The organism is Geomonas silvestris, from assembly GCF_014193515.1.
Classification (GTDB): Bacteria; Desulfobacterota; Desulfuromonadia; order Geobacterales; family Geobacteraceae; genus Geomonas; species Geomonas silvestris.
The window spans coordinates 331,020-356,266 of sequence record NZ_BLXX01000003.1; the positions used below are offsets into that span (position 1 = coordinate 331,020).

General features: G+C 61.2%; 24 protein-coding genes and 1 tRNA gene. 8 read left to right on the forward strand and 17 right to left on the reverse strand.

Annotated elements, in window-relative coordinates; all coding sequences use genetic code 11:
* Positions 1-109: 109 nt before the first annotated feature.
* The 10 genes from GMST_RS07760 to GMST_RS07805 form a co-directional block, all read right to left on the reverse strand.
* Positions 110-1,330: a hypothetical protein gene (locus GMST_RS07760; protein WP_183354063.1), complete on the reverse strand. Its 1,221-nt coding sequence runs from the start codon at positions 1,328-1,330 to the stop codon at positions 110-112.
* A gap of 589 nt (positions 1,331-1,919) precedes the next feature.
* Positions 1,920-3,212, reverse strand: coding sequence for a site-specific integrase (locus GMST_RS07765; RefSeq protein WP_246399281.1), 1,293 nt, complete (start codon positions 3,210-3,212; stop codon positions 1,920-1,922).
* 61 nt (positions 3,213-3,273) lie between these two features.
* A tRNA-Ser gene (locus GMST_RS07770) sits at positions 3,274-3,361 on the reverse strand.
* Between the two features lie 134 nt (positions 3,362-3,495).
* A complete protein-coding gene (tadA, locus tag GMST_RS07775) occupies positions 3,496-4,029 on the reverse strand; it encodes a tRNA adenosine(34) deaminase TadA (RefSeq protein ID WP_183354064.1) in 534 nt (177 codons plus the stop codon).
* A gap of 147 nt (positions 4,030-4,176) precedes the next feature.
* Positions 4,177-4,596 (reverse strand): nickel-responsive transcriptional regulator NikR, encoded by a 420-nt coding sequence (gene nikR / locus GMST_RS07780; protein WP_183354065.1) that lies wholly within the window; start codon positions 4,594-4,596, stop codon positions 4,177-4,179.
* Between the two features lie 186 nt (positions 4,597-4,782).
* Positions 4,783-5,847 (reverse strand): GGDEF domain-containing protein, encoded by a 1,065-nt coding sequence (locus tag GMST_RS07785; protein WP_183354066.1) that lies wholly within the window; start codon positions 5,845-5,847, stop codon positions 4,783-4,785.
* Positions 5,848-6,037: 190 nt separating this feature from the next.
* A complete protein-coding gene (locus tag GMST_RS07790; protein WP_183354067.1) occupies positions 6,038-6,688 on the reverse strand; it encodes a response regulator transcription factor in 651 nt (216 codons plus the stop codon).
* A gap of 89 nt (positions 6,689-6,777) precedes the next feature.
* Positions 6,778-9,096: a response regulator gene (locus GMST_RS07795; protein WP_183354068.1), complete on the reverse strand. Its 2,319-nt coding sequence runs from the start codon at positions 9,094-9,096 to the stop codon at positions 6,778-6,780.
* A gap of 293 nt (positions 9,097-9,389) precedes the next feature.
* Positions 9,390-10,037 (reverse strand): response regulator transcription factor, encoded by a 648-nt coding sequence (locus GMST_RS07800; protein WP_183354069.1) that lies wholly within the window; start codon positions 10,035-10,037, stop codon positions 9,390-9,392.
* A 178-nt stretch (positions 10,038-10,215) separates the two neighbouring features.
* Positions 10,216-11,100: a complex I NDUFA9 subunit family protein gene (locus tag GMST_RS07805; RefSeq protein ID WP_183354070.1), complete on the reverse strand. Its 885-nt coding sequence runs from the start codon at positions 11,098-11,100 to the stop codon at positions 10,216-10,218.
* Between the two features lie 154 nt (positions 11,101-11,254).
* Here GMST_RS07805 and GMST_RS07810 point away from each other — a divergent pair, with 154 nt between their 5' ends.
* Positions 11,255-11,737 carry a ferritin family protein gene (locus tag GMST_RS07810; RefSeq protein ID WP_183354071.1) on the forward strand — a complete coding sequence of 161 codons (483 nt, stop codon included), beginning with the start codon at positions 11,255-11,257 and terminating at the stop codon, positions 11,735-11,737.
* A 184-nt stretch (positions 11,738-11,921) separates the two neighbouring features.
* On the opposite strand, the gene GMST_RS07815 is transcribed toward GMST_RS07810, so the two are convergent.
* A complete protein-coding gene (locus tag GMST_RS07815) occupies positions 11,922-12,374 on the reverse strand; it encodes an FKBP-type peptidyl-prolyl cis-trans isomerase (RefSeq protein WP_183354072.1) in 453 nt (150 codons plus the stop codon).
* A 194-nt stretch (positions 12,375-12,568) separates the two neighbouring features.
* Between GMST_RS07815 and GMST_RS07820 the strand changes: the two genes are divergently transcribed.
* The 3 genes from GMST_RS07820 to GMST_RS07830 all read left to right on the forward strand — a co-directional run bounded on the left by GMST_RS07820 (position 12,569) and on the right by GMST_RS07830 (position 14,875).
* A complete protein-coding gene (locus GMST_RS07820) occupies positions 12,569-13,090 on the forward strand; it encodes an NUDIX hydrolase (RefSeq protein WP_183354073.1) in 522 nt (173 codons plus the stop codon).
* On the forward strand, positions 13,087-13,977 hold the full coding sequence (locus GMST_RS07825; protein ID WP_183354074.1) for an RluA family pseudouridine synthase: 891 nt from the start codon (positions 13,087-13,089) through the stop codon (positions 13,975-13,977). The genes GMST_RS07820 and GMST_RS07825 overlap by 4 nt, the downstream gene beginning before the upstream one ends.
* Before the next feature lie 361 nt (positions 13,978-14,338).
* Positions 14,339-14,875 (forward strand): hypothetical protein, encoded by a 537-nt coding sequence (locus tag GMST_RS07830; RefSeq protein WP_183354075.1) that lies wholly within the window; start codon positions 14,339-14,341, stop codon positions 14,873-14,875.
* A gap of 22 nt (positions 14,876-14,897) precedes the next feature.
* Here GMST_RS07830 and GMST_RS07835 read toward each other — a convergent pair whose 3' ends face one another.
* The 6 genes from GMST_RS07835 to aroF form a co-directional block, all read right to left on the reverse strand.
* Entirely contained in the window at positions 14,898-15,575 is a 678-nt protein-coding gene (locus GMST_RS07835) for a cyclase family protein (protein ID WP_183354076.1), read from the reverse strand.
* A gap of 78 nt (positions 15,576-15,653) precedes the next feature.
* Entirely contained in the window at positions 15,654-16,544 is an 891-nt protein-coding gene (gene hslO / locus GMST_RS07840) for an Hsp33 family molecular chaperone HslO (protein WP_183354077.1), read from the reverse strand.
* Positions 16,544-17,104: a hypothetical protein gene (locus tag GMST_RS07845; RefSeq protein WP_183354078.1), complete on the reverse strand. Its 561-nt coding sequence runs from the start codon at positions 17,102-17,104 to the stop codon at positions 16,544-16,546. Before GMST_RS07845 ends, hslO begins: the two co-directional genes overlap by 1 nt.
* Before the next feature lie 104 nt (positions 17,105-17,208).
* Positions 17,209-19,578: a peptidase U32 family protein gene (locus GMST_RS07850; protein ID WP_443093440.1), complete on the reverse strand. Its 2,370-nt coding sequence runs from the start codon at positions 19,576-19,578 to the stop codon at positions 17,209-17,211.
* 427 nt (positions 19,579-20,005) lie between these two features.
* Complete coding sequence (locus tag GMST_RS07855) at positions 20,006-20,488, reverse strand: hypothetical protein (protein ID WP_183354080.1); 483 nt, start codon at positions 20,486-20,488, stop codon at positions 20,006-20,008.
* Between the two features lie 147 nt (positions 20,489-20,635).
* The gene (gene aroF / locus GMST_RS07860; RefSeq protein WP_183354081.1) at positions 20,636-21,655 is read right to left on the reverse strand and encodes a 3-deoxy-7-phosphoheptulonate synthase; all 1,020 of its coding nucleotides are present in this window, start codon (positions 21,653-21,655) and stop codon (positions 20,636-20,638) included.
* Positions 21,656-22,166: 511 nt separating this feature from the next.
* On the opposite strand from aroF, the gene GMST_RS07865 reads away from it, so the two are divergent.
* The 4 genes from GMST_RS07865 to GMST_RS07880 all read left to right on the forward strand — a co-directional run bounded on the left by GMST_RS07865 (position 22,167) and on the right by GMST_RS07880 (position 25,076).
* Positions 22,167-22,619 carry a YqaA family protein gene (locus GMST_RS07865; protein WP_183354082.1) on the forward strand — a complete coding sequence of 151 codons (453 nt, stop codon included), beginning with the start codon at positions 22,167-22,169 and terminating at the stop codon, positions 22,617-22,619.
* Positions 22,620-22,691: 72 nt separating this feature from the next.
* Positions 22,692-23,981, forward strand: coding sequence for a M16 family metallopeptidase (locus GMST_RS07870; RefSeq protein ID WP_183354083.1), 1,290 nt, complete (start codon positions 22,692-22,694; stop codon positions 23,979-23,981).
* Between the two features lie 73 nt (positions 23,982-24,054).
* Complete coding sequence (locus GMST_RS07875; protein WP_183354084.1) at positions 24,055-24,438, forward strand: sirohydrochlorin chelatase; 384 nt, start codon at positions 24,055-24,057, stop codon at positions 24,436-24,438.
* Positions 24,438-25,076: a precorrin-8X methylmutase gene (locus GMST_RS07880; RefSeq protein ID WP_183354085.1), complete on the forward strand. Its 639-nt coding sequence runs from the start codon at positions 24,438-24,440 to the stop codon at positions 25,074-25,076. Before GMST_RS07875 ends, GMST_RS07880 begins: the two co-directional genes overlap by 1 nt.
* Positions 25,077-25,247 lie beyond the last annotated feature (171 nt).

The following is a 25,247-nucleotide window of genomic DNA, read 5'->3' on the forward strand; positions in this document are numbered from 1 at the left end:
AGGTAAACTCAGTCTTTTCTTCTACAACCTACCCAAAGATAACCAGGCATAATTTAAATATTTAAGCGCATAAAACACGGTAACATACTATATTACAACCTGTTTTCATTCAATACTCGTCTGACGCGCAACTTACCTCTTCAACATTGCCTGATAACAAAGATAACCACTCGCATACTAAGGCTTTATCTTCTTTTTGCCCCAATCTTGCCACTTTTACTGGCAAATTTTTAGAATTACAAACCTCATACTTTAGTTTGAATATTCCTGCAACGTGTGGAGTTACACCCTCTTCTGCAATCACAGTATACTCATCATAAAACTTGCCACATATGCTTGATGACTCGAATCCAGCATGTTTAACAGCTTCATCGATAAGCCCAGCATTTCGACTCTTTTTAACCCACAACAGTTCACCCTTGCCAGCCTTCACATCAAGGTCATATAGCACCACAGCATCCTTGTGGTTAGGATCGCTACTAAGTGCAACAACTGCCTTATAAACAAGCCCCAGACCTTCTAGTATCTTAAGCGACGATACGATTAGACCATCATCAATCACAACATCTTTAAATACTTCTTTTATCGCTGTCTTAAAGTGGTCGCTCTGGCAAAGCTCGCACTCCTTGGCCCGGTATATATCAATACCGTTCTCCGTACCTGTTTTTCGCATATCATATCGGATATACATATTTTGGTATGGTCTTACACCACCATACGAAACATCATTATGATTGTACATCAACAATAGTAATCTTGCGATAACATCCTTATCCTTGTATCTAAGCAACCTCTTCAAAATTTTTTGTTTATCTGAATCCTCAATTAGATCATTATGGAACCACACCTGCTCATTTCTGCTGCAATTAAAAGTATTCAACACCCACTGTACATAACCCTTTTTACCAGCACCTTTATTCATTGGTGGTGTTGGCAATAACTTTTTTGGCTTGTAATTTGGATTATTCACATTTAACTGATTGTCCATCTCTATTTTTTCGTTGACTGGAAACGCATAGGCTTGCCAATCATCTTTAGTATAAAGAACTTTATTACCATTTTCCGACAAATTCATGAGATACTTAGTCACTCTTAGGTATTGTTCGCTATTGAGTCCAAGCTTTCTTACAATACCTGAATTGCCAACGGTCGAAAACATACCTGAAACATCTGCATGTCTCGCAATTATGAGATAAGTATAGATGTGCAAAGCTGTTGCGTTATTGTCCTTGATCAACAGCTCAACGGCTTTCTTTGGTATCCAGAAAGAGCCATGCCCCTTTTTAAGCTTCTTACCTACTTTAACTACTAGAGCTTCTTTGTTTTCCATACCATAATCTCGCATAAGGGATTCTAAATCCCTTGGTCATGATGTAATATCAATTAGTTACACGCTATTGACGTCACTGTTGCCGCAAAACACCTGCCACTTTTACCATAAATGACCATTTGGAAACCTAGGCCTGTGGCACATCTACAAGGTTTTAGGCTCGGACTCGAAGGATCATTTTGGTCTTTTCAAAATGATCTTGAGAGGGCGAAACGCTTTCTTACCATACCTGATGCACGCTGGCAAGCTACCACCGGATTGCCCTATCGGCTCACTATGATGCCAACCACACCTCTGACGCAATGACACGTCCTAACCAGCCTGACTCATGAGCACACACCGCGACCGTTCAAGTTATAGCAATGTGGGATTGGAACCTTTCACCTCCTGAGTTTAGGGGGTAGTGGTACTGGAAAAACGGGACTTGCACATCATGACCACTTTCCGGTTTCGTAAGATTATTTTATCAACATCTAGCCTAACCTCACGAATATAAAGGATATACATCGCTTCCACGGTTTACAGTGGTATGTTGTCATACTTGAATATTCCAACTCCGATATTACGTGTTTCGTTCTAATCTAAGCACTTACATTGGTGATATCTCGATGCCATATTCCAGGTGTATCATAGCCTCCAAGAGAACCTTTGGCTGATACCTCTTACCATACCGGCTCATTGTCATAGAATCGTTGGCATGTCCCATGATCTCGGAGATAACAACCTCCTGTACGCCTGCTTGCTTCATGGTGTCGGTTACCGTATGACGCAGGCTATGAAACACCTTGGCCTTGTCAGTGGTCACATGACTCCTGTTAAACTTCTGGAACCACTTACCAAAGGCATTGCTGTAACCATCTGCCTCTCGCCAATTCAGGTTCATCCATAACCGTGGAACCCCATCAGCACGGAGTCGTTCAACATATTTCAGGAACCCACACTTTAGCAGGGCAGGGTGGAGCGGTATGACCCTTTTGCTGGATAATGTCTTTACCTTCTTGTCCTGGTCATCGTTGACGCTGAAGCACCACACGTCATCAATCTGCTGCACATCAGCCACATACATCTGACATATCTCGTCCAACCGCAAGCCTGAGAACATGGCCACTACCGGAATCCAGTACCGTTCAGGTTTCTCCTGGTCCCTTGGCAAGCACCCCAGTATCAATTTTAGCTCTTCAACAGTATAAGCCTTACGCTCCTCGTCACTCCTGCGCTTCTCAGGTATGAGCATACCTTGGGCGTAGTTGACGGTAAGGAGGCTACCCTTGACGCAATAACTAAGCAGGGAATTAAGCCTCGATATATATTTGTTCGCAGACTTGATGCTCATAGGAGTTACATCAGGAAGGTCAAGCACCTCTGAGGCTGTCTTGCCTGGATATATCTTGTACTGGTTGGCTGGGAGTCGCATAAGCTTACTTCGGAAATCAAGCACCACGGCCTTGGTTATGCTCTTCACGTCCACGTCACCGAGGATATCCTGTATCAGCCTATGGCAAGCAACGATCTCAATTTTCGTCTTGGGTGTCCACCTTGTCTCGTGCATGACAACGTACTCTTGCATCAGGACGGATAGCAAATGACCTTTACTTGGGGCCTTACGTTTCGCTGGGCATAGTTCACCTACCACATTTTGCAGTTGATCACCGGACAGCACACCAGCACGGATCAGGGCAAACACCTGCTGCACTCTAAGCTCGATACCAACAGCAAGGAGTCTCGCACAATTGGTGTCAGTAGCCTTCAGTGACTTTTTTATTTCGCATGTAGGGAATTTTGGTCTTAGGTCTACGGGTATGGCAATCCTGTAGTAGTAGCGACCATTACGGGTTGTAAGATGGGATGGATAAAACAAAACCTCTACCTCCAGTTGGTCCAAATCTTGGACCATCCTGTCAGTAGAGGCTCACAACACTAGCAAAATCAGCTAGTTACAAAACTGGCGGAGAGATAGGGATTCGAACCCTAGGTACCTTTCGGTACACCTGATTTCGAGTCAGGCACCATCGACCACTCGGACATCTCTCCGTTTATGACTTGGGCACTTCCCGGTGTGGCTCTCGTCGAGCTTTGAACGCCGAGGAAAAGTTTACCACGTTGTGTACCAAATTTTTCTGCGTTATGCAAGGTTTTCCTGGTGTGAGTCGCCTCTGGCGCTGAGACTATAACCCCTTCGCCTGTGACTCTGTTGCCGCTGCCAGCTTCTCGCTTTCTTTATTCTGCAGCTTGGCCCGCTTTTTCTCGGCCCTGAGCGCGCTGAAGAAGTTGCTGAGCAGGGCGGAGGTCTCCTCTCCGCGCACCCCGGGGGTGAGGACGACGCTGTGGTTCAAACGGGCGTCGTTGGAGAAGTCGAAGAGCGAACCGGCCGCGCCTCCCTTGGGGTCATAGCTGCCGAAAACCACCCGGTCCAGACGCGAGAGGATGATGGCCCCCATGCACATGGTGCAGGGCTCGAGCGTCACGTAGAGGGTGGCTCCGGTAAGCCGCCAGCTCTTGAGCTTCGCGGCGGCCCTGCGGATCGCGATCAGCTCGGCGTGGGCGGCCGGATCCTGCTTGCTCTCGCGCAGGTTGTGCCCGCGCGCGATCACCACGCCGTCCTTAACCAGCACGGCGCCAATCGGCACCTCGCCGATCGCCTCGGCCCGCTTCGCCTGGACTATCGCCTTCCCCATCCAGTAGTTGTCGTCTTTTAACATGTGGTCCTTTGCTGGGCTGGCGCGGATTTTGTCTTCGCTTGGCGGCTGTCGCCGGCGAGGACACAAGGGACTCAAAGGACGCTAGGGACGCGAAAGGAATAGAGGATCGCAGGAACGCGAGGAGCCCACCGCAGACAGATCTTTCCCTCAGTGCAGCCCTTCGCCGGTCGAGGTCATCACGAGTTTGCCGTGCTTTACCCCTTTGACGCCGATCAGCTCGTCGGCGATGCGCCGCACGTCGCGTGCCTTGCCGCGTACCACCAGCACTTCGAGACAGTTGTGGGGGTCCAGGTGGACGTGCAGGGCGGAAACGATTTGGTCGTGGTGGGAGTGCTGTTGCTCGGTGAGCTTGTCCGAGAGGTCGCGCACGTGGTGGTTGTACACCAGGGTAACGGTGCCGATGGCGTCCTTCTCGTCTTCTTCCCAATCGAGCTCGACCTGCGCGGCCCGGATCAGGTCCCGGATCGCCTCGGAACGGTTCGCGTACCCTTTACGCTCGATCAGCCTGTCGAAACTCTCCAGGAGTTTGTCGTCCATGGAGATGCCGAACCTCACCGTTTCACCCATCCTGCCTCCCCTGACACTGCAATTCATTGAAATTGCGCGCCACTATACCTGAAAGCGCTCCGGGAGTCAAAATGTGGCGGAAGGGACGAGTAGGTGGGCGCCTGGAGGGGGCAAAGAGGCCTCAGCTTCCGGGTCGGGTTGCCTTTAGGTGGATCGATGGGGGGAGGGCGCAAGCGCCCCGGTTCTTCAGTGGCTCGTCGCGTTTACCTCGTGCAAAGATGCCTCGTGCACCGAGACCCGGTTCTTGCCGCTGCGCTTGGCGACGTAGAGCGCGTCGTCGGCTTCGCGCAACAGCTCGTCGACGCTCCCCTTGGGCTCGCGCCGGCAAGCGACGCCGAAGCTCCCGGTGACGGTGACGGTGAAGTCGGGGTAGACGAAACTGAAATTGAGCCCGGCGATGCGGCTGCGGATGCGCTCGGCGACACCCGCGGCGTTGGTCGCCTCGGCGCCGGGGAGCAGCACGGCGAACTCTTCGCCGCCGTAGCGCGCCGCTAGGTCGGCACCGCGGCACTCTGCGCCGATCGCCTTGCCGACCGCCGTGATGACCTCGTCGCCGGCCGGGTGCCCGAAACGGTCGTTGATCGCCTTGAAATTGTCGATGTCGATCATCAGTACCGAAAGCGGACCCGCTCCGCGCCGCCCGGCCTCGATGGCCAACAGTTCGCGGAAGGCCCGCCGGTTGAAAAGACCGGTCATGCCGTCTCTGAGCGCGAGCTCGCGCAACCGTTTGTGGTCGCGCGTCTTGATGAGCGCGGCGCTGAGACATTCGGCGACACCGGTGAGAAAGGAACGCGAAAGCGGCTGGGCCGTCTCGGCCACCTGGAACAGGCGCAGCACTCCGGGGACGCCCGGCAGCCCGAAGCTCACCTCGGCCCCCCCGGAGGGGTTGCGGGAGGCGCCGCCTTGCACCTGTTCGGCGTGCAGGCGGTCGAGCACCAGGCATTGCAGTTCGGTTTTGCCTGCGCCGGTACGCTTGGGGACGAAGGCCAGGCAGTCGAGGTCGCTTTCCGGGGCAAAGGAGAAGATGGCAAGGCCGTACCCGAAGTGCTCCTGGAGCCTTGCCGCGGCCGTGGCGCAGACCTGGGCGGGGTCGAGGTGCGCGTAGACGGCGCGACAGAAGTCGACCGTGAAGCGGGCCTCGCGCAGTCGCTGCGGGAGCACGCCGCCTCTGCCGTGCGTCGCTTGCCCAGCGTGTACCGAACGCCGTTCTTGGCCCGGCTCGATACGCCCGACGGCCTTTACCACTCTCATCCACTCCCCTCCTGGGCACGAAACCCGGCAAACAAATGCAAACAGCCAGACCTGACGCAAAGACGCGCCCTGCGCCCTAGTTGTTTAGGGAACTTATCGGCAGATCATGAGGAAAGTTGACAGAAAAATAGGGAGGGGCCGGGCAGAAATATTCCTGCCCGGCCTTTTGGGGAAGCTGTCTGACTGCGGCCTACCAGAGCGAGGTGAGACCTTCGCGAACCGCATACTTGGTGAGAGCCGCTATGCTGTTCACGTTGAGCTTCTTCATGATGTTGAGACGGTGGGTCTCCACGGTCTTCACCGAGATGTTCAGGGTGAAGGCGATGTCCTTGGTGTTGCGGCCGTCGGCGGTGTGCCTGAGCACGTCCTGCTCGCGCTTGGAGAGCACCACGAAGTTCCCCAGGGCGTCCTGGGTGTTCTTCTGGGTGTACATGTTGATCAAGAGATCGGTGATCCGCGGGTCGAGGTAGGACTTCCCGGCGGCAACCGCCCGGATCCCCTTCTCCAGTTCGGCGATCACGCACTCCTTGCCGAGGTACCCCTTGGCCCCAGCCTTGAGGGCTGCGGTCACGTTGGCCCGCTCCTGGCTGGAGGAGAGGATCAGCACGTTGGTGCTCGGGAGGTCCGCGAGGATGCGCTGGGTCGCCTCGATACCGTTGAGAACCGGCATGACCAGATCCATGACGATGACCTCGGGCCGCGCCTCGCTCGCCTTCTCGATGGCCTCGCGGCCGTCAGAGGCTTCGGCTACCACTTCGATGTCCGGGGAGTTCTTGAGCAGGGCCTTGAGCCCCTCGCGCAGGATCCGGTGATCGTCGACCAGCATAACTTTGATGCTCATGTTGCCCTCCTACTTGGCTTAAACTGGAATCGCGCGGGATAGCCGGCTTGCCGCCCGCGCGCTGCATCTGCATCCGAAGAACCTTTCAATCAGGCGGTTCCCATGGCCCGGCACAACTCGTCCGACAACTGTTTCAGGTTGTAAGGCTTGGCCACCAAGCCGTTCACCCGCATCTCGCGTTTCTCGTCCAAAAAGGGGTCGGCCGTGTAGCCGCTGGAAATGATGAGCACGGCGTCGCTGTCCATGGAGCGGATCCGGTAGGCCGCCTCCTTCCCCCCCATCCCGCCGGGGACCGTCATGTCCAGGATCACCGCGGCGAAGGGGTCGCTCTCCAGGTTCTGCCGGTAGAGATCGACCGCCTGGGCGCCGTCGCAGCAGGTCGTGGTCCGGTAGCCGAGCCGGTTCAGCATCTGGGAGGCGAGGTTGCGGATCATCTCCTCGTCGTCCATGACCAGGATCGCCTGCCCCTGCGCGGCACAGCGTGCCGGTGGCGGCTCAGGCTCGACCCTTGGCTCGGCGAGCGCCTGCTCGCTCTGGCTTGCCGCCGGCAAAAGGAGCTCGAAGCTGGTTCCCGATCCGGGGGTGGACCAGACGCTGATGGCACCCTCGTGGCGCTTGACGATCGAGAACACCGACGCGAGACCCAGCCCCGACCCCTTGGGCTTGGTGGTGAAGTAGGGGTCGAAGATCTTGGCGAGCAGCTCGGAGGGGATGCCGCACCCCTCGTCGGCTATCACGATCTTCAGGTAGCGCCCCGGGACCAGTCCGCGACCGTAACCCGCGTCGATCACCTGGTTTGCCGCCGAAAGGGTGAGGGTGCCGCCGCTCGGCATCGCCTGCACCGCGTTGAGGATCAGGTTGTTGAGCGCCTGGTGGATCTGCCCGGGATCCGCATTGAGCTGCCAGAGGTCCTCGGGGAGCTTGAGCTCCGCCTTGCAGTTGCCGCCGCTTAAGAAAAGCGAGGCCGCCTCGCAGATGAGGGCCTGGGTGCAGACGCTTTTGCGGACCGGCTCGCCGCCGCGTGCGAAGGTGAGCAGCTGCCGGGTCAGCGCCGTGGCTTTCGCCACCGCCTTTTCGCTGTCCTCCAGGCGCGCATCCAGAGGGCTCTCCTTGTCCAGCTGCAGGCGGGCCAGCGAGATGTTGCCGGTGATCGCCATCAGGATGTTGTTGAAGTCGTGGGCGATCCCGCCGGCCAGCACCCCGAGAGACTCCAGGCGCTCGATTTTCTCGCGCTCCATCTGCAGCTTTCTGCGTTCGCTCACGTCGAGGTAGAGCGCCGCAACCTGTCCCTTCTCCGGAGAGTACACTTGCACCTCGTAGTAGCGGTCCGATCCCTGGGAACAGTGCTCCAGGCGTGCCGGCTGCCCGGTGATGGCCACGGAGGCCAGGCAGTTGAGCCAGCGCTCCTCCAGATCCGGGAACACGAGGCTCAACTGTTTGCCGATCAGCTGTTCGCGGCGCAACCCGGTAAGCCGTTCGAAGGCCGGGTTCACCTCGAGGAAGCGGTAGTCGATGCCGTCGGGGCCTATCACCCCCTCGAGCAGCGAGAACCCCTCCTGCAGCGAGCTGAACAGGCCGCGGTAGCGGCTCTCGCTCAAAAGCAACTGCTCGGTCGCCTGCACCCGTGCCGTGATGTCGAGGTTGGCGCCGATGAAGCGGGGCTCCCCTTCGGCGTCCCGGTACACCTTCCCCTGGGAGGAGACCCAGTGGATGGAGCCGTCGGGCCAGACCACCCGGAACTCCTGGTGGTAGTCTCCGCCGGAAGTCTCGCCGGCCCGCTGTACCGCGAGGTCGACCCGGTTGCGGTCCTCGGGATGGATCCGGCCCAGCACGTTGCGGTACTCGACCTGCACCCCTTCCAGCCCGAACATGACCTGGCTGCGCTCGTCCCAGGTAACCTGGCCGGTCCCGGGGCGGTAATCCCAGGTGCCCAGAGCCGCCGCGTCGAGCGCGAGGCGGAGCTGTTCACGGCTTTGCAAAAGCGCCACGTTCTGCGCCTTGAGCTGGTGCTCCAGCTCGATACGCTCGAGGGAGTCGTCCACCGCCTCGAACAGGAGTTCCTTGGCTACCGGTTTCACCAGGTACCGGCTGACGTTCAGGTTCAGGCAGTCCAAAAGCAGCCGGGATTCCAGGTGGGCGGTGATGATGATCACCCGCGTCTCCGGGGCGAGGCTGCGCAGCTTTTGTACCATCTCGATGCCGCTCATGCCGGGCATCTGGATGTCGGACATGACGATCTGCGGTCGCAACTGCCGGAACAGCTGAAGCCCCTGCGCCCCGTTCGTTGCCGCCACCAGGTTCAGCTCAGGGTAACGCCTGGCGAGGGCGGTCTGCAAGGCCTCGAGGGCATCGGTGTCGTCCTCGACGATCAGCATCGTGTAGTTTGGGGCGAGTCGGTCTGCTGCCACGTACGGTTCTCTCCGACGGTTTGATGCACTGCCCGGTTGGTGCTGGCGAAGTAGCGGCTAACGCCCGACTGGCTGTCCCGGGGGGATCTCCACTGCCGGCGCCCTGAGGGGGCCTCGGGGAATGCGGAAGCCATCTGTGCAGCTCCAGCTGTCGGACTAACCTGCACCTCAGGTGCGCCCGGAGCCTGCTAGTGTCTCAGAACTAACAGATTATTAGCACCCCTGTCTGTCAGGAGTTCTCAACAGTGTGCAGCTAAATGGCTACTTTTTTGCGGATAAGGGGGGAAGTGCTGTCACCGGGCGGGGGTTATGCCGTGTTGGAGGGCGAAGCTTACCAGCGAGGGGATGTTGTGCACCCCTAATTTCTGCATCAGGCGGGAGCGGTAGGTGTCTACGCTTTTGGAGGATAGGGCGAGTAGAACGGCGATTTCGGAGCTGGACTTCCCCTCCACCACGAGTTGGAAGATTTCCAGTTCGCGGCGGCTGAGACTTTCCAGGGGGCTCTTGTGGGAATTCTGCTGATGTTGGCCCTGTCCCTCGAGCGGGTTCACCACACCGGCGCCGAAATACTGTCGGCCGCGCATCACGGTGCTCACCGCGGTCACCACCTCTTCGCCCGCCGATTCCTTGAGCAGGTAGCCCCGGGCCCCGGAGCGCAGCGCCCGGTAGCAGTGCTCGCTCGAGTTGTACATGGAGAGGACCAGGACCTTCACTTCGGGGAGTTGCTCGCAGATAAGCCGCGTGGCCTCGATGCCGTTTAACTCCGGCATGGCGATGTCCATGATCACCACGTCGGGCGCGAGCTCGATCGTCTTGGCGACGGCCTCCCGACCGGTCATCGCGCTGCCGACCACGGTGAAACCTTCGCGGGCCTCCAGGTTCATCCTGAGTCCGTCGCGCACCAGGGCATGGTCATCGGCAATGAGAATCCGTACGGTCATTGCTTTCGGTAACTCCTCGAAAAGATCTGGGGGGAGCGGACCCCTCTGGAGAGTATCGGCGAACCCGTTAGGAAGCTGAAGTTCCAGCGGGTTCGCCGATCATACACGAAAAATGCCGGGTCGGTAACACAAATGTAAGGTTTGCAGGCTTTTCCGCTCGCCTCCCTCCCGGAGGGTGTCAGCGCTTCAGGTAGCTGCGGATCCCGGTCTCGAAACTCTGCGGCGCGAAGCCGAAGGTGGCGCTCCAGCTGCCGTCGCAGGTGTTCCCCTTAACCAGCATCTCCAGCTGGTCCGAGGTGAGCGGGAAGAAGGGGAGCCGCTGCAGTACCGGCACCACCAGGCGCATCAGGGCGAGCGGGTTTCTCACCTTGAAGACCCCTTTCATCCCGAGCGTGCGGGCGATGGTGTCCAAAAGCTCGTTGTAGCTCAGGCGGTCCGGTCCGCACAGCGCGTAGGTCGCGCCGATCGTCTCCGGGAGCTCGAGGGCGCCGGCGAAGCAGCGGGCCACGTCGTCGGCGGCGATCGGCTGCAACTGGTAGTTGCCGTCGCCGATCACCGGCATGGCGGGGAGGGCCTTGATCATGCCGGCGAGCATGTTGACGAAATCGTCCTTGGGGCCGAAGACCACCGAGGGGCGGAAGATGGTCCAGTCCAGAGCCGAGGCGCGCACCTCCTCTTCGGCCCGGTACTTGGTCTCAAAGTAGCCGGTGCGGGCCTCGGGTCCGGTTCCCAGCGCGGACATCTGCAGGAAGCGGCGCACCCCGCCTTCGCGGCTGGCGCTCAAAAGGTTGCGGGTCGCCTCGACGTGGAGCCGCTCGAAGGTGGTGCCGCGTCCGGGGAACTCGCGGATGATGCCGATCAGGTTGACGGTGGCGTCGCAGCCGCGGGCCGCAGCGGCGACGCTGGCGGGGACGGTGGCGTCGCCTTCCACCTGCTCGCAGCCGGGTTCCGTCACCCCGCTTCTGCGGTGCACCAAGAGGCGCACGCTGTGCCCGCGGGAGACCAGCTCCCGGCGCAGATGTCCCCCCACGAAACCGGTCCCGCCAGCCAGAAATATCCTCATACTGCCTCCTTGTCGGTGCTGCCGCAAGGCAACAGTCTACCAGCGGGGCAGGAATTCGCCAGCGGCACTCTGTCATTTGTATACAAAGTGCCTTGTGCTTGGCTGCGTACTGTGTTAAAAAAGGCTGCTAATAAACAGCTAGAGGAGAACCTCCATGGCCGAGATAGAGCAGGGTGACGTTTGTTACACATTCGAAGCGGCAATTGAGATGGCTGCCCAGATGGAAAACGAGGGGTTCAGAAGCTACCTCGCCGCGCTGCGCCTGGTGAAGGACAAGGCTGCCCGCGAGATCTTCAAGGATGCGGCGCTGGACGAGCTGGAGCACAAGCACCAGTTGGAGAAGTGGCTGGTCGAGGGGCAGATGAAGGGGGGAGGCGAGCTGCAGAAGCCGGTCCCCACCATGAACCTGGACTACGTCTTGGCCAAGCGCGAGCTGCGTCCGGACTCCGACGCCCGCGAGGCCCTCGCCTACGCCATCCACCTGGAGAAGGGCTCCATCGAGTTCTACCAGAAGATGTCCCGCGGCTGCGAGGGTGCCCCGATGGCCGCGCTCTTCAAGCAGATGCTGGCTGACGAGACCCGTCACCTGCAGTCGCTGGAAGATCTCTACGAGTGCCACTTCATGGCGGAGAACTAGAGCCCCCCGGATCAAACAGCGTCGTTTGGGCTTCCAGGCCCGGCTTTGCCCGGGCCGCAAGGGTGCCCCCTGCGCAGTGTCGCACAGGGGGCTTTTGCCTTGGCGAGGCAACCGATAAAAAAGCCCCACCCCGGAGCGGAATCCGGCGGTGGGGCTTTTTCAGTTCTGTCTGGTGGCTCTAGCTCTAGACGATTTCGACGAGCTTGATGTCGAAGTTCAGTGCCTGGCCGGCCAGCGGATGGTTGGCGTCGATGGTGATCGTGGTGTCGTCCATGTCGGTGATCAGCACCTGGAACACCTGGCCGTCCTCCTGGGTCACTTCGAGCTGCTGCCCGAGTTCCGGCTTGAGTTCCGCCGGGAGTTCGCTGCGCGGCACCTGGGCCACCATCTCCTCGATCCGCTCACCGTAGGCCTCGTCGACCGGGATGTGGATCGTCTTGGCCTCGCCGACCTCGAGCCCGACTACCCCATTTTCAAAACCGGGGATCACCTCGCCGCCGCCGATGGTGAATTCCATCGGGCCGTGGCTGCAGCCGCAATCGTCCTCCGAGCACTCGGAGGAGTCGAATACGGTGCCGTCATCGAGCCTGCCGGTATAATGAACCTTTACGCGGTCCCCTTCTTTAGCCTTTGCCATTGTGCACCACCTCATTTTATGTTTGGTTGCTAATTTTGACGAGAATACCAGATTGCCCGGCAGGTTGCCATAGCTAAAGTTGGCCTTGCCCGCCGTCCTCCACACCCTACTTTACCCGATCCCGAGGTTCAGGGGAAAGCACAATCACTTCACTTACGCCAGGCGACATGGTATGTATCGGGGAGGAGGTCGTCATGGAAACCAGAAACCATTCCACCGTGTTCAACGGTATCGTGGTGGACATAGAGCAGATGGAGGTACTGATCGGCAAGCAGGGGTGGTACACCTACCAGATCGTGCGCCATCCGGGAGGGGCGGCCGTGTTGCCGCTGCACGAGGACGGCAGCGTGACGCTGATCAGGCAGCTGCGCCCGGCGGTGGGCGAATTTTTGCTGGAACTCCCGGCGGGGCGGCTCGCGCCGGGTGAAGATCCCATGCTTGCCGCGGGGCGGGAACTCGTCGAGGAGACCGGGCTGAGCGCCGCGGGGCTTGAGTCGCTCGGCGTACTGCACTCCTCTCCCGGCGTCTTCGACGAGGTGATCCACCTCTACCTCGCCACCGGCCTCACCCAGGGGGAAGCACGGCCCGAGGACTACGAGGAGATATCCTGCGTCCGGCTGCCGCTCGCCGAGGCGCTCAAGATGGCCGAGGAGGGAACGATCACCGACGGCAAGACGATCGCCGCGCTTTTGCGCGCACGGAGGTGCCTGCCATGATACTGGTGGCACGGGTGGGCGCGGAACAGGCGGGGCTTCGCTTGGACGACGGGGTGAAGCAGTTCTTCCCGCAGTACTCCAAGGGGGAGATCAGGCGGGTGATCGACTGGGGGGGGTGCAGCATCGGGCAGCTCACGGTGCGGGTCGCCTCGCGGACCCTCAAGGAGGGGGACGAGATCGCCTTCGGGGTCATGGAGCCGGAACGCTGCATCGAGCTGGTCTACCAGAAGGGGGATCTCCTCTACGAGGACAAGGACTTTCTCGCGGTGCACAAGGCGGCCGGCTTCAACAGCCAGCGGACCCCCTACCAGCTGAAGGGGACCGTCGAGTACGCCGTGGAGATGTACCTGAAGGGCATCGGGCTCAAGGAGCCGGCGCGGGTGGTGCACCGCCTGGACCGCGGCACCAGCGGCGTGATGTTCTTTCCCAAGAACAAGCAGGCGGCGACCCTCATCTCGCGGCTCCTTAAAGAGGGGAAGGTGCAAAAGACCTACTGGGCGCTCGTTTCGGGCTCGCCGGACCTCGCCCAGTGGAAGGTCGACGCCCCCATCGACAAGCTGAGCAAGTTCCGCTACGGCGTCTCCCAGTCCGGCCGGCTGGCCTGCACCGTCTTCACGGTCCTCGCCGAAGCTGGAGGGGTCACGGCGCTGGAGGCGAAGCCGCTTACCGGGCGGACCCACCAGATCCGGGTGCATTTAAAGCACAGCGGCTTCCCGATCATCGGCGACGAGAGCTACGGCGGCATTCCCGCTCCCCGGATGATGCTGCACTGCCGCAGCATGCGCTTCACCGGCCCCAGGGGGAAGGTGATCGAAGCGGTCGCCCCCATCGACACCGAGTTTGCGGCGCTGGCGCCCGAACTGGAGCGGCTGGTTTCCCCGGCCTGACCCTGTCACGAGTGGTCATTCAGGGGATTTCGGGGAACCTTCCAAGCAGGTCCCCTCTCCCCCTGCGGGAGGGACAGGGTGAGGGGGAAGGCGCCACCTCGGCGCAGCTGGCAGCTTCACCCACCCCCCGGCCCCCTCCCGTCGAGGGAGGGGGAGATGTGGTACCCGAAAATCCCGGAAATCCTTCCGAACCTGGCGCGGGCTGCAAAGGCCTGGGCGCTCAGTTTTGATGGCAGTGGGCCAGGCGGAGAATACCCGCACGTTTTGTGCGGAAAACTTTGACTATCGCACCGGATTGTCGTACATGTACTGTCACAGAACCGGAATTAACTGTCGTAGCATCTAGCTGCAGGAGGGTCTTATGAAGAAAATGTTGAGGATCGTATTTCCCCTAGTGTTTGCCGTTGCCTGTGCCTTCTCGGTCTGGGCCAACGAACCGGCCGGTGCTCCGGCGGGGTGCGACAAGTGTCCCAAAGCGGCGGCTGCTGAAAAGGCCGCTCCGGCGCAAGAAGCTCAGGCTGCCGGGTGCGAGCACTGCGCCAAGATGCAGGGTGGCAAACCGTGCGCGGAGAAAGGGTGCGACAAGAAGGCGATGGCCGGCTGCGAGCACTGCGCGAAGATGAAGGGGGGGGCCGGCAAGCCCTGCTGCGACAAGGAAGCCAAGGCTGCGGCCGGCTGTGAGAACTGCCCGAAGATGAAAGCGGCGGAAGGAAAGCCGTGCTGCGACAAGGGGGCGAAGGCCGGTGCGGGGTGTGAGAAGTGCGCCAAGATGAAGGAAGGCGCTGCCAAGCCGTGCTGCGACAAGTCCGCCAAGGCCAAGGCCGGGTGTGACAAGTGCGCCAAGATGCAGAAGAAGCAGGCCAAGCCCTGCTGCGACAAGAAGGACCAGAAACAGTAGTCGATACAAAAGAAATGGCCGGTCAGGAGACCGGCCATTTCGTCGTGTGCGGGTCGAAGGCGAGCCCGCCGCCAGCTGCAGAGCCCCGCAATAGAGCCCGTACGGGCGCCCCGTCTCCCCCCTTCACCTTGAGCGGCAGACAGATAAGCTCGTACTCTCCCGGATCGATCCCCTCCAGGTTCAGCCCCTCAACAACCAGCACGTCGTTTTTCAAAAGGGTCCGGTGCACCGTGCCGTCGCCGTCCATCCCTTCGATGGAGAGGTAGTCGATCCCCACGAGCTTCACCCCCGCCTCGACCAGGTACTGGGCGCCGTCCACGGAGAGCGCGGCGAAGTCCGGCGAGAAGCCCGACTCCTGCCAGAGCCGGGAGTTCCCGGTCTTTAAGAGGAGCCGCTCCACGCCGCGGACCGGAAGCCGGTGCAGCTCCTTGCGTCCGATCACCTTGGTCTCCTCGAGTTCCAGCACCAGGGCCCGGCCGACCAGGCGCTCCAGCGGGATCTCGTCGATGGTCGCTCCCGCATCGTCGAAGTGGCGCGGCGGGTCGAGGTGGGTTCCGGCGTGGTTGCAGAAGGAGAGCCGGGAGACGTTGGCCTCGTCGCCGTTGGCGATCCGGTTCCAGGGGGAGAGTTCAAAGCCGCAATCCCCGGGATAGACCGGGAGCTGTGACGAAAGCGGGAGGGTGATGTCGTAGATGCGCATGGGCTCCTCCGGAATGTCCGTGCTGGTCGACTGGGTCATTATAGCGCGAGATGCCCAGGACGCGACCGGCTTCTCCCTCTACGCCTGAGCCTCTCCCTCGGTCATCCCCGCAATGAGACCGACCAGGTCGGCCTCGCTGAAGCTGTAGCGCTCGCCGCAGAACTCGCAGGTGACCTCTGCCCCGTGCTGCTCCTCGCGCAGCGAGGCCAGCTCCTTCCTCCCCATCGAGATCAGCACCCGCTCAATCCGTTCCCGGCTGCAACTGCAGGCAAAGCGGAGCTCCCTCTTCTCCAGGATGTCGTAGGGGATCCCGGCAAAGAGGAGTTCCAGGATCTCTTCCGGCGTCTTCCCCTCGCGCAGCAGCTGGCTCAGTGGCGGCAGCTGTTCGATGCGCGCCATGAGCTCCTCGATCACGTCCGGATCGACCGGCGGCACCGCCTGGATCAGGAAGCCGCCCGCTACCGCGACCTCCCCGGTCGGCTCCACGTACTCGGCGAGTCCCACCGCGGAGGGGATCTGCTCCGATTCGACCAGGTAGAGCGCCAGGTCCTGGGCGATCTGGCTCGTGTAGAGCTGGACCGTGCCGCTGTAGGGTTCGCGCATGCCGAGGTCTTTGGCAACGGTGAGAAAGCCGGCCCGGCCGATGGCACCCGGAACGTCGAGAGAGCCGTCCGGCTTTTGCAGGTTCACCTCCGGGTCCCCCACGTAGCCGCGCACGCTGCCGTTACTGTCGGCCTCGACGACGATCTTTTTGAGCGGTCCGTTTCCCTCGAAACGCAGCGCCACCCGCTGACCGGTCTTCAGGAACGCTCCCATGAGTGTCCCCGCCGTCAGTGCCCGCCCCAGGGCGGCCGAAGCGGTAGGGAGCGTGCCGTGCCGTTTGCAGATATCTTCCACGAGACCGGTGGTGAGGCAGGCGAGCCCGCGCACGTTGCCGGCCTTGGTTATGATGCGCACCAAATAATCCATTAAATCACTACCCCCACTCTTCCTACGATTTCTCCCTGTTTCAGGGTAAGTTCCTTCAGCGTGACGAGGTCCCAGCCGTTCAGTTCGCGCGAGCCCAGGCGTACCCGGCGGGCGAAGAGTTCCGCCAACGTGGGGACCCGGTTCAGGTCGCAGGTGATGAGATTGCCGCTGCAGGTTAAAAAAGGTATGTGTTCGACCACCTTGCGGGTCAGCCAATCGATGTCGAGCGGTGCCACCTGCTCCAGCTTCAGCAGCACGTACTTGCGTGCCGGGCTGAACTCCATCCCCTGGATGGTGAAGGTGGCCGAGAACGGGATGGCCGGCAGGAGCCGTTTCTTCATCTTTCCGGAGACCTCGCCGTAGCCGTTACAGAGCTCGATGGAGAGCTCGATCAGCTCCTCGTCCTGGGCCCGGCTCAAGAACTCGCGCTGCAGGTAGGCCTGCGAGATGCGGAACTCGCGCCTGGTGAAGAGATCATGGAGCTTCTGCTCCTTCATGAGCTCGGCCAGTGCAGGATTTTTCTCCTGTAATTTCCCTGCGATCTTGTCAAAGAGTGACATGTCTTTGTGCACCTGCCTTTCAAGGAGCCAAACGCCCGGGGCTTCGGGCCGGACTGCCAAAGAGGGGACCTTAAGCGCGCTGGCCCACCTGCCCATTTTACTCTTTAGACCAATCCCGCAGTGTAGTTAAATTCCGAGGCGCCGGGGAGTGACTGGCCTTTGCGGTAGGCCTCCAGGACGCGCTCGCGCTGTTCGGGGGCGAGCTGGGAGACGTCGAGGAGGAAACTTCCGCACCCCAGCTGGCGCAGTTCGCTGCGGTACTGGGTGAGCGCGAAGGGCGTCTCGGCACTGACCACGGTGAGGCGGTCCTTTACCTTCACCGCGTACTGGTCGCCGCGGTCCGAGACGAGCCCGGCGTCCCCCTTCACCTCCTTGATCGCGATCTTCGAGGTGATCACCGGGACCGGCGCGAAGAGGAGGGTGCCGCGCTTGATCTTCAGCTCGGCCCCCAGAAGTTGCGCCAGGTTCTCCCGGTCGTCCTCTATGTACAGGGTCGCCCGGGTGGCGCCGAGTTCCTGCCAGCTCAAAAGCGCCTGGGTGTTCAGCGAGTAGAGCCGGTAATCGGTAGAGAGCTCGGCATCGGTCCCCTTGAAGAACTGGAACTGGGAGAGGTTGGTGAGCTCGAAGCGCTTCAATCCGGAACGGAGCAGGTACTGGACCGCCTCCTGGTAGAAAGCGAGGTCCGCTTCGAAGATCATGAAGGGGAGCTGCCAGACGATGCGGGCCTCGTACCCTTTAAGCTTGCGCAGGTACTGCGGGATCTGGTGCAGGTTGGCGCGCGATACCGGGAGGATGATCTCGTCCACCATGTCGCGGTGCAGTTCGTGCCAGTCCTTGAGCTGCTCGAGCCGAACCGCCAACTCCTCCTTCCCCTTGTGGGGGACTGATGGGCGCTGGCGCACCAGGGAGGCAAGGGCCCGCTTGCGCCCCTCGCCGCTTTTCTGCTTCAGCGCCCCCACGGTTGCCTCGGCGAGCCAGGCGTAGAAGACGCGCCGGATATCTTTGAGCTTGGCGGCCGGGATGAGGAGCGCGGGGAAGTCCGGGGCGCTCAGCTTGGCGAGGGTGAACTGGGTGTCGCCGGTCTTGGAGAACTGTCCCCTGAGCACCCCTTCCATGTCGCTGGTGCGCGCCGCCTCAAGTTCGCCCAGGTCAAACCGGGTGCTGAACCTGGTGCGGAACACCTCCGCCTCGATCTGCATCCCCTGGTCTGCATAGGAGATGTTCAGGATGCAGGGGATACTGTCACCCTTCACCGAGTCGAGCCGTTTCAGACAGGCGTTCTCGCTCATGGTGAAGGCGGTCTCGGAGGAGACCTTGAAGACCGAGTCCCCCAGCTTGAACGGGAAGGGGGAGGGGGTGCTGACCAGGGTGTTTTCCTTCACCTGCTTCACCGGTTTGCCGACGACAAAGAGTTCCTTGATGGTGAAGGCGCGTCCCGCCATATCGGATTTGGGTTGGACCCGGATCCGGTCCCCGACGAAGAGGCGGTCCCGGGTGTCGAAGCTGATCCGGTTGCCGCGGATCTCGCGGATGTCCCCCAGGTAGCGGCCGGTGGCCCCCTTGATGGACGGGGTGGAGATGTCGGTCGGCTGGTGCGAGGCGAGGAACCCCTTGGTGGGGACCCGCCCGAAGGATTGCTTGAGCAGCCCCTTAGCCTCGGTGACCGCGGCGGCGTAGTTTTCGGGGGCGGAGTCCAGTACCATCCGGTAGGCCCCGATGACGCTCGCCACGTACTCGGCGGACTTCATGCGCCCCTCGATCTTGAGCGAGTGGACGCCGGCCTCCATGAGCGCCGGGATCATCTCGATGCTGGAGAAGTCGTTGGTGGAGAGGTAGTACCCCTCCTTCCCCTTGTGCTTGTACTGGCGCCGGCAGGGCTGCGCGCAGCGCCCGCGGTTGCCGCTGTGGCCGCCCAAGAAGGACGAGAAGTAGCACTGCCCGGAGATGGAGAAGCAGAGCGCGCCGTGGATGAAGCACTCGATCTCGGCGCGGCTCGCCTCGACGATGGTCTTGATCTCGTCGATGTGCAGCTCGCGGGCAAGCACCACGCGCTCGAAGCCGAGCTCCTCGAGCTGGCGCACGCCCAGCGAGTTGTGGATGGTCATCTGGGTCGAGGCGTGCAGCGGGATGCCGGGGAAGAACTCGCGGGCCAGGCGGGCCACCGCGAGGTCCTGCAGGATCACCCCGTCCACCCGCATCGCCTCCAGGGCGGCCAGGGTGTCAACCAGTTGGGGGAGCTCATTTTCCTTAACCAGCGTGTTGAGCGTCACGTAGACCTTCTTGCCGGTGCCGCGGGCATAGGAGGTCATGCGCTCCATCTGGGAGAGGGAGAAGTTCTTGGCTTTGGCGCGGGCGGAGAAGTCTTTGAGCCCTGCATAGACGGCATCGGCGCCTTTTTCCATGGCGGCGAAAAAGGCTTCCAGGGAACCTGCGGGAGAGAGGAGTTCCGGCTTCGTGGGGACAGTTTTTTTCATTATAGACATGTGGCTTAGAGTACCGGAAGGGGTGGAAAGGGTCAAGCTCATTGAAGGGCGGGGGGATTGACTTAGGAGAGGGGGCGGATGGAGTCAGCGGCAGCGCCAAGGCGAATCCTCCCTGTCCCTCCTTTTGCAAAGGAGGGGACGCGGGGGGAAGGGCTGCGCTACGTGGATGGAGTGCTGCGGGTTACGCTGATCGTCGGAGGGACTTCAAAAAATGTTGTTCCGAGGAAGCTACGAGATTGTTCCGGCGGGGTCAGAGGGACAGGGTGAGGGGGAAGGCGCCATCTCTTCACAAATGGCAACTTCACCCACCCCCCGACCCCCTCCCGTCAAGGGAGGGGGGGATATGCTTCTGCCAAAAAGGCGTTCAGGGGACAGAGACGTTCTAAAGGGACAGGGCGCCGGGCGGAGCCCATTCATCTTATTTGGGCTGGATCGGCAGGTATTTGTAGCGGGCGCGCTTCTTGGTAAGCTCGGCCAATGAGAAGAGGTCGGACTGTGAGATCACCCAGACGCTGTCCTCGCGTTTAAGTTTGATCCCCTTGGTGACGTACTCGGTGCCGGGGACGCTCCCCTCGAAGCCGAGCTTCGCGTGCACCGTCGCTGCGCGGTCTCCCTTGAAGGAGACGCGGGCTTCCTGGATCTTCTCCCAACAGCAGGCGGGCTTGCGCGGGGCGGCGGCAAGCTTCTGAGCGAAGCGCTCCTTCCCTTCCTTGCCGCCGGCGGTCCGGTCGTAGAGCTCGGCGTAGCGGCCGTCGCGCCAGAGGTCGAGGATCTTTTCCAGATCCTGGATGACGGCCTGCTCGTCGCTGCCCGGGGGGCGCGGCTCTGCCTTGCGACGCGCCTCGGCGGGGAGGGCGAAAAGCGAAAGAGCGAGGAGCATAAGCAGAACGATTCGGGCCATGGGCACCTCCTACGGATTCAGGTCGCACCAATGATACCGCAAAAGGAGGCGCGGGCGAGCTGCCGGCGGCCCTCGAACCGGGGACGCCGGAGCGTCCCCCGAGGCATTCCCACGCCGGAGCGTGGGAACGAATGTGGTGCTTCGTGGCTACAGGGTTTTGTCCGCGGCGGCCGCGAAGAGCTTCAGCTTGTCCATGAGGGCCGCGAACTTCTTGGGCTTTAAGGACTGCGGGCCGTCGGAGGAGGCCTTCTCCGGGTCCGGGTGCACCTCGATGATCAGACCGTCGGCACCTGCGGCCACCGCCGCGTAGGACATGGGGGCGATGTAGTGGTAGTTGCCGGTCCCGTGCGAGGGGTCGATCACGATCGGGAGGTGGGTCTTCGCCTTGAGGACCGGGATCGCCGAGAGGTCGAGGGTGTTGCGGGTGGCGGTCTCGAAGGTGCGGATGCCGCGCTCGCAGAGGATGACGGACTGGTTCCCCTCGCTCATGATGTACTCGGCGCTCATCAGGAACTCCTGGATGGTCATCGACATGCCGCGCTTCAAGAGGATCGGCTTGTTGATCTGCCCCACCTTCTTAAGGAGGGCGAAGTTCTGCGAGTTCCTCGCGCCGATCTGCAGCATGTCGGCGTAGGAGGCGACCAGGTCGACGGAGTCGGGATCGATCACCTCGGTCACGAAGGGGAGCCCGGTCAGCTCGCGGGCCTTGGCGAGGAACTTGAGGCCCTCCTCCTCGAGCCCCTGGAAGGAGTAGGGGGAGGTGCGCGGCTTGAAGGCGCCGCCCCTCAGCATCTGGGCGCCGGCCGCCTTTACGGCTTGCGCACTCTCGATGATCTGGCTCTCGCTCTCCACCGAGCAGGGACCGGCCATGACGACAAGCTCGCTGCCGCCGATAGCGAGGCTGTCCGAGATGCGCACCACGCTCGCCTCTTTCTTCACTTCCTTGGAGGCGAGCTTGTAGGGCTGCAGGATGGGGACCACGCTCTCCACGCCCGGCATCGACTCCAGGGCCTGCAACACGCTCTTGCCCCGCTCGTCCCCCACCGCCCCGATCACGTCACGGGTGGTGCCGTGGATGATGTGCGGCGTGTAGCCCAGTTCCTTGATCCTCTTGGTTACTTCGTCCCGGTCCTTCCGCGCTGCTCCCGACTTCATGACGACGATCATGCTCCCTCCTCCGTGTGGTCCCCCAAAAGCGACAGGGCCGGAAGGATTGCCCCCCGGCCCTGTTTCTGTTCGTGCTATTTCGGCTTCTGAGAACCGGAAAGAGGGGGGAGGCTCCTGTCCCACCCCGGCTTTCGGTTCGTAATTTTTGGTTTTCGGCTACCTCAAATTACAACTCTACCCGGGGCGACGGCCTAAAATAAAAGCCGTACCAAAAGTAAAAGTTGCTAAAGGTAAAGTAGCCAGTGTTGATCATGGCGCTAGTATCTGCCAGTTTGTCCTGTCGATGTCAAGGAAAAAGTGTTTACGGGATGCGGGGTGCGCAGGAGGGGCTGGCTGAGCTCAGGGAAAGCTCCCTCACAGGCGGGGTTGTTCCTTATCGGCTGTCGGGCAAACGATGGCGCTGAGACAGTGAGAAAAGGCGGGATTCTCTCTAAGCCAACCGGGAAAAAACTCTAGCTCCAGTACACCAAGTTGTTTGACAATCCAAATGGTTTCCGCTAATTTGGCTGCAATGCACGACTGGCTTACCAGCTACGGTTACGGCTCGCTGTTTCTTTTGAGTTTTCTCGCTTCGACGCTGATCCCCCTGGGCTCGGAATGGCTCCTGGTCGCCATGCTCCTCGCCAAGTACGATCCGGCGCAGGTGGTGGCCGTTGCCACGCTGGGCAATTACCTTGGGGCCTTGACCAGCTACGCCATCGGCCTGTATGGTGGCGAGTTCCTCAGGGTGAAGGTGCTGCGCATGGACGAGCGCGCCACCCAGCGGGCCGAGAGGATCTACGGGAAGTTCGGGTCCTATTCGCTGCTTCTTTCCTGGCTGCCGGTGGTCGGAGATCCGCTCTGCCTGGTAGGAGGGGTGCTTCGGATAGGCTTTTTGCGCTTTTCGGTCCTGGTCTTTGCGGGTAAGCTGGTCCGCTACGCCGCCGTCGCCTGGCTCACCATGCAGGGCGCTTCGCTAACTTGATCCTCCGGACCGGCCGTACCCCGCAGGCGCCTGGCGCACGCCTGTGACGGCCTTCCGGGTTCTAGGAGTTCTATGCTTTCTTGCAGTACCAAGACCTTGGCCAACGGGTTGCGACTGGTGGCCGTCGACATGCCGCACCTGCACAGCGCCGAACTGGCGGTCTACCTGAAGGCCGGCGGCCGCAACGACCCGCCCGAAAAGGCGGGGATCTCCCACTTCCTGGAGCACATGCTGTTTCGCGGCTCCCGCGAGTTCGCCTCCAACCTGGAGCTGGAGATCGCCTTCGAGGCCATCGGCGGCAGCGTGAACGCGGCGACCGACGAGGAGACCACCTGCTACTTCTCGCGCGTCCACCCCGACCAGATCCCGGAAGGGGTGCGCCTGTTCTCCTCGATGCTGCTCTCCCCGAGCCTGGAAGGGATCGAGATCGAGAAGCGGATCATCACCGAGGAGGCGCTCGAGGACATCAACGAGCGCGGCGAGGAGACCAACACCAGCAACCTGGCAAGCCGCCTGCTCTGGCCCGGCCACCCGCTCGGCATGCCGACCATAGGCTACCTCGATACCATCAAGGGATTCACCGAGACGGACCTGCGCGCCTACCTGGCGGAGAACTACGTCCCCGGCAACGCGCTCATCGTGGCGGCGGGGAAACTGGACAGCGAGCATTTCTTCAGCGCCTGCGCAGAGCACTTCGCCGGCTGGAGCGGAGCCCCTGCGAAGGAGCCCGTGCCGGTAGCCGAGGTGCAGGACGCGCCGCGTTCCCTGTTCGTCAAGGACTCGGACAGCCAGGTGAACCTGCAGATCGCCTTTCGCGGCTTTGCCCGGCGCGACCCGCGCATCATGGGGCTCAGGCTCATCCGGCGCATCCTGTGCGGGGGCGGCAGCTCGCGCCTGCACCTCGCCTTGCGCGAGAAGCTCGGCATCGTCTACTCCGTGGACGCCTCGCTGTCGGCCTACGAGGAGACCGGTGCCTTCGCCATCGAACTGGCCACCGCGCCTGAGAACCTCCTCCTGGCGGTATCCGAGGTGCTCAGGGAGGTGAAGAGCCTGGCCTTTGAGGATGTCGGCGACGCGGAACTCGAGCGCATCAAGGCCGGCTATTTCTACGACCTTGAGTACAGCGCCGACTCGACCTACGAGATGCAGGTGCGCTACGGCTGGGGGGAACTCATGAGCCTGGTGCGCTCCATCGAGGAGGACCGGATCGAGGCGGGCCGCATCAGCGCCGCGGAGATCAGGGAGAGTTCGCGGGCCCTCTTCGACCCGCAGAACCTGAACCTGGTCGCGGTGGGCCCTTGGAAGGCGCCGTCGCGCCGCGCGGTGGAAAAGCTGGTCAAGGAGTATCACAGAGGTTGGTAAAGTCATGACGTTTCCCGGTAACGCCCTTAAGAACACTATGTTTTCGGACTGGAACTATCACGCAGGAGCAACGATGAAGACGGCAATACTACTTATGGCGCACGGCAGCAGGATCGCCGAGGCCAACGACGCAGTGCGCGAGATCGCCCAGCGGGTGAAGCGGCTTACCCTTTTCGATATCGTCGAGGTCTCCTACCGGGAGCAGCACCTCCCCAACATCCAGCAGGGAGTGGACGCCTGCGTGGCGCAGGGTGCCCAGCGCATCCTCCTGGTCCCCTACTTCCTGTACCTGGGCGCCCACGTTCTGGAGGACCTCCCCGAGGAACTGGAGCAGGCGCGCCAGCGCTATCCGGACGTCGAGATGGTGCTCGGCAAGCACCTGGGTGTGCACAACAAGCTCGCCGAGGTGGTGGTCGAACGGATCGCCGAGAGCCTGAGCGAAGAGGGGTGGCACTGATGTCGGTGCACCTGCGCCCCGAGGAGATCGAGGCGGAGTCCTTCCGCATCATCGAGGCGGAGCTTGGGGCGCATCGCTGGTCCGAGCGCGAGTGGCCCGTGGTGCGGCGCGCGATCCACACCAGCGCCGATTTCGAGTGGTCGCAGAGCATGTGCTTCTCGGAAAACGCCATCGACAGCGCCCTTGCCGCCATCAGGGAGGGCGTAGGCGTGGTGAGCGACACCACCATGATCCTCTCGGGGGTCAGCAAGCTGCGCCTCAAACCGTTCGGGATCACCGCATCCTGCTACGTGGCGGATCCCGAGGTAGCGCGCGAGGCGAAGGAACTCAAGATCACCCGCTCGATCCTGGCCATGCGCCGGGCCGGGCGCGAGGCCGGAAACGGCATCTTCCTGATCGGCAACGCGCCCACCGCACTCTTCGAACTGATCCGGCTGGTCCGCGAGGAGAACCTGCGCCCCCGGCTCATCGTCGGGTTGCCGGTCGGCTTCGTCGGCGCCGCCGAGAGCAAGGAGGCGCTGAAGGAGCTGGCCCGGGAGATCCCCGAGCTCCCCTTCATCACCAACACCGGGCGCAAAGGCGGCTCCAACGTGGCCGCGGCGGTGATGAACGCGCTGTTGATCCAGGCTGAGCAGTAGCCGGGGTTGCCGCTTTGTCCTGAGGCAGGTCATGCGCCTGGCGGCAGTAGTTATCTTCGATACGTCGCACGCCGGGTCCCCTCTCCCCTTGCGGGAGAGGGGATGTGGTTTTCCCGGCAATCCCCGATGAAGTTTAAGAAAAAGATCTGCGACAGATCTTTTTGCTGGCTA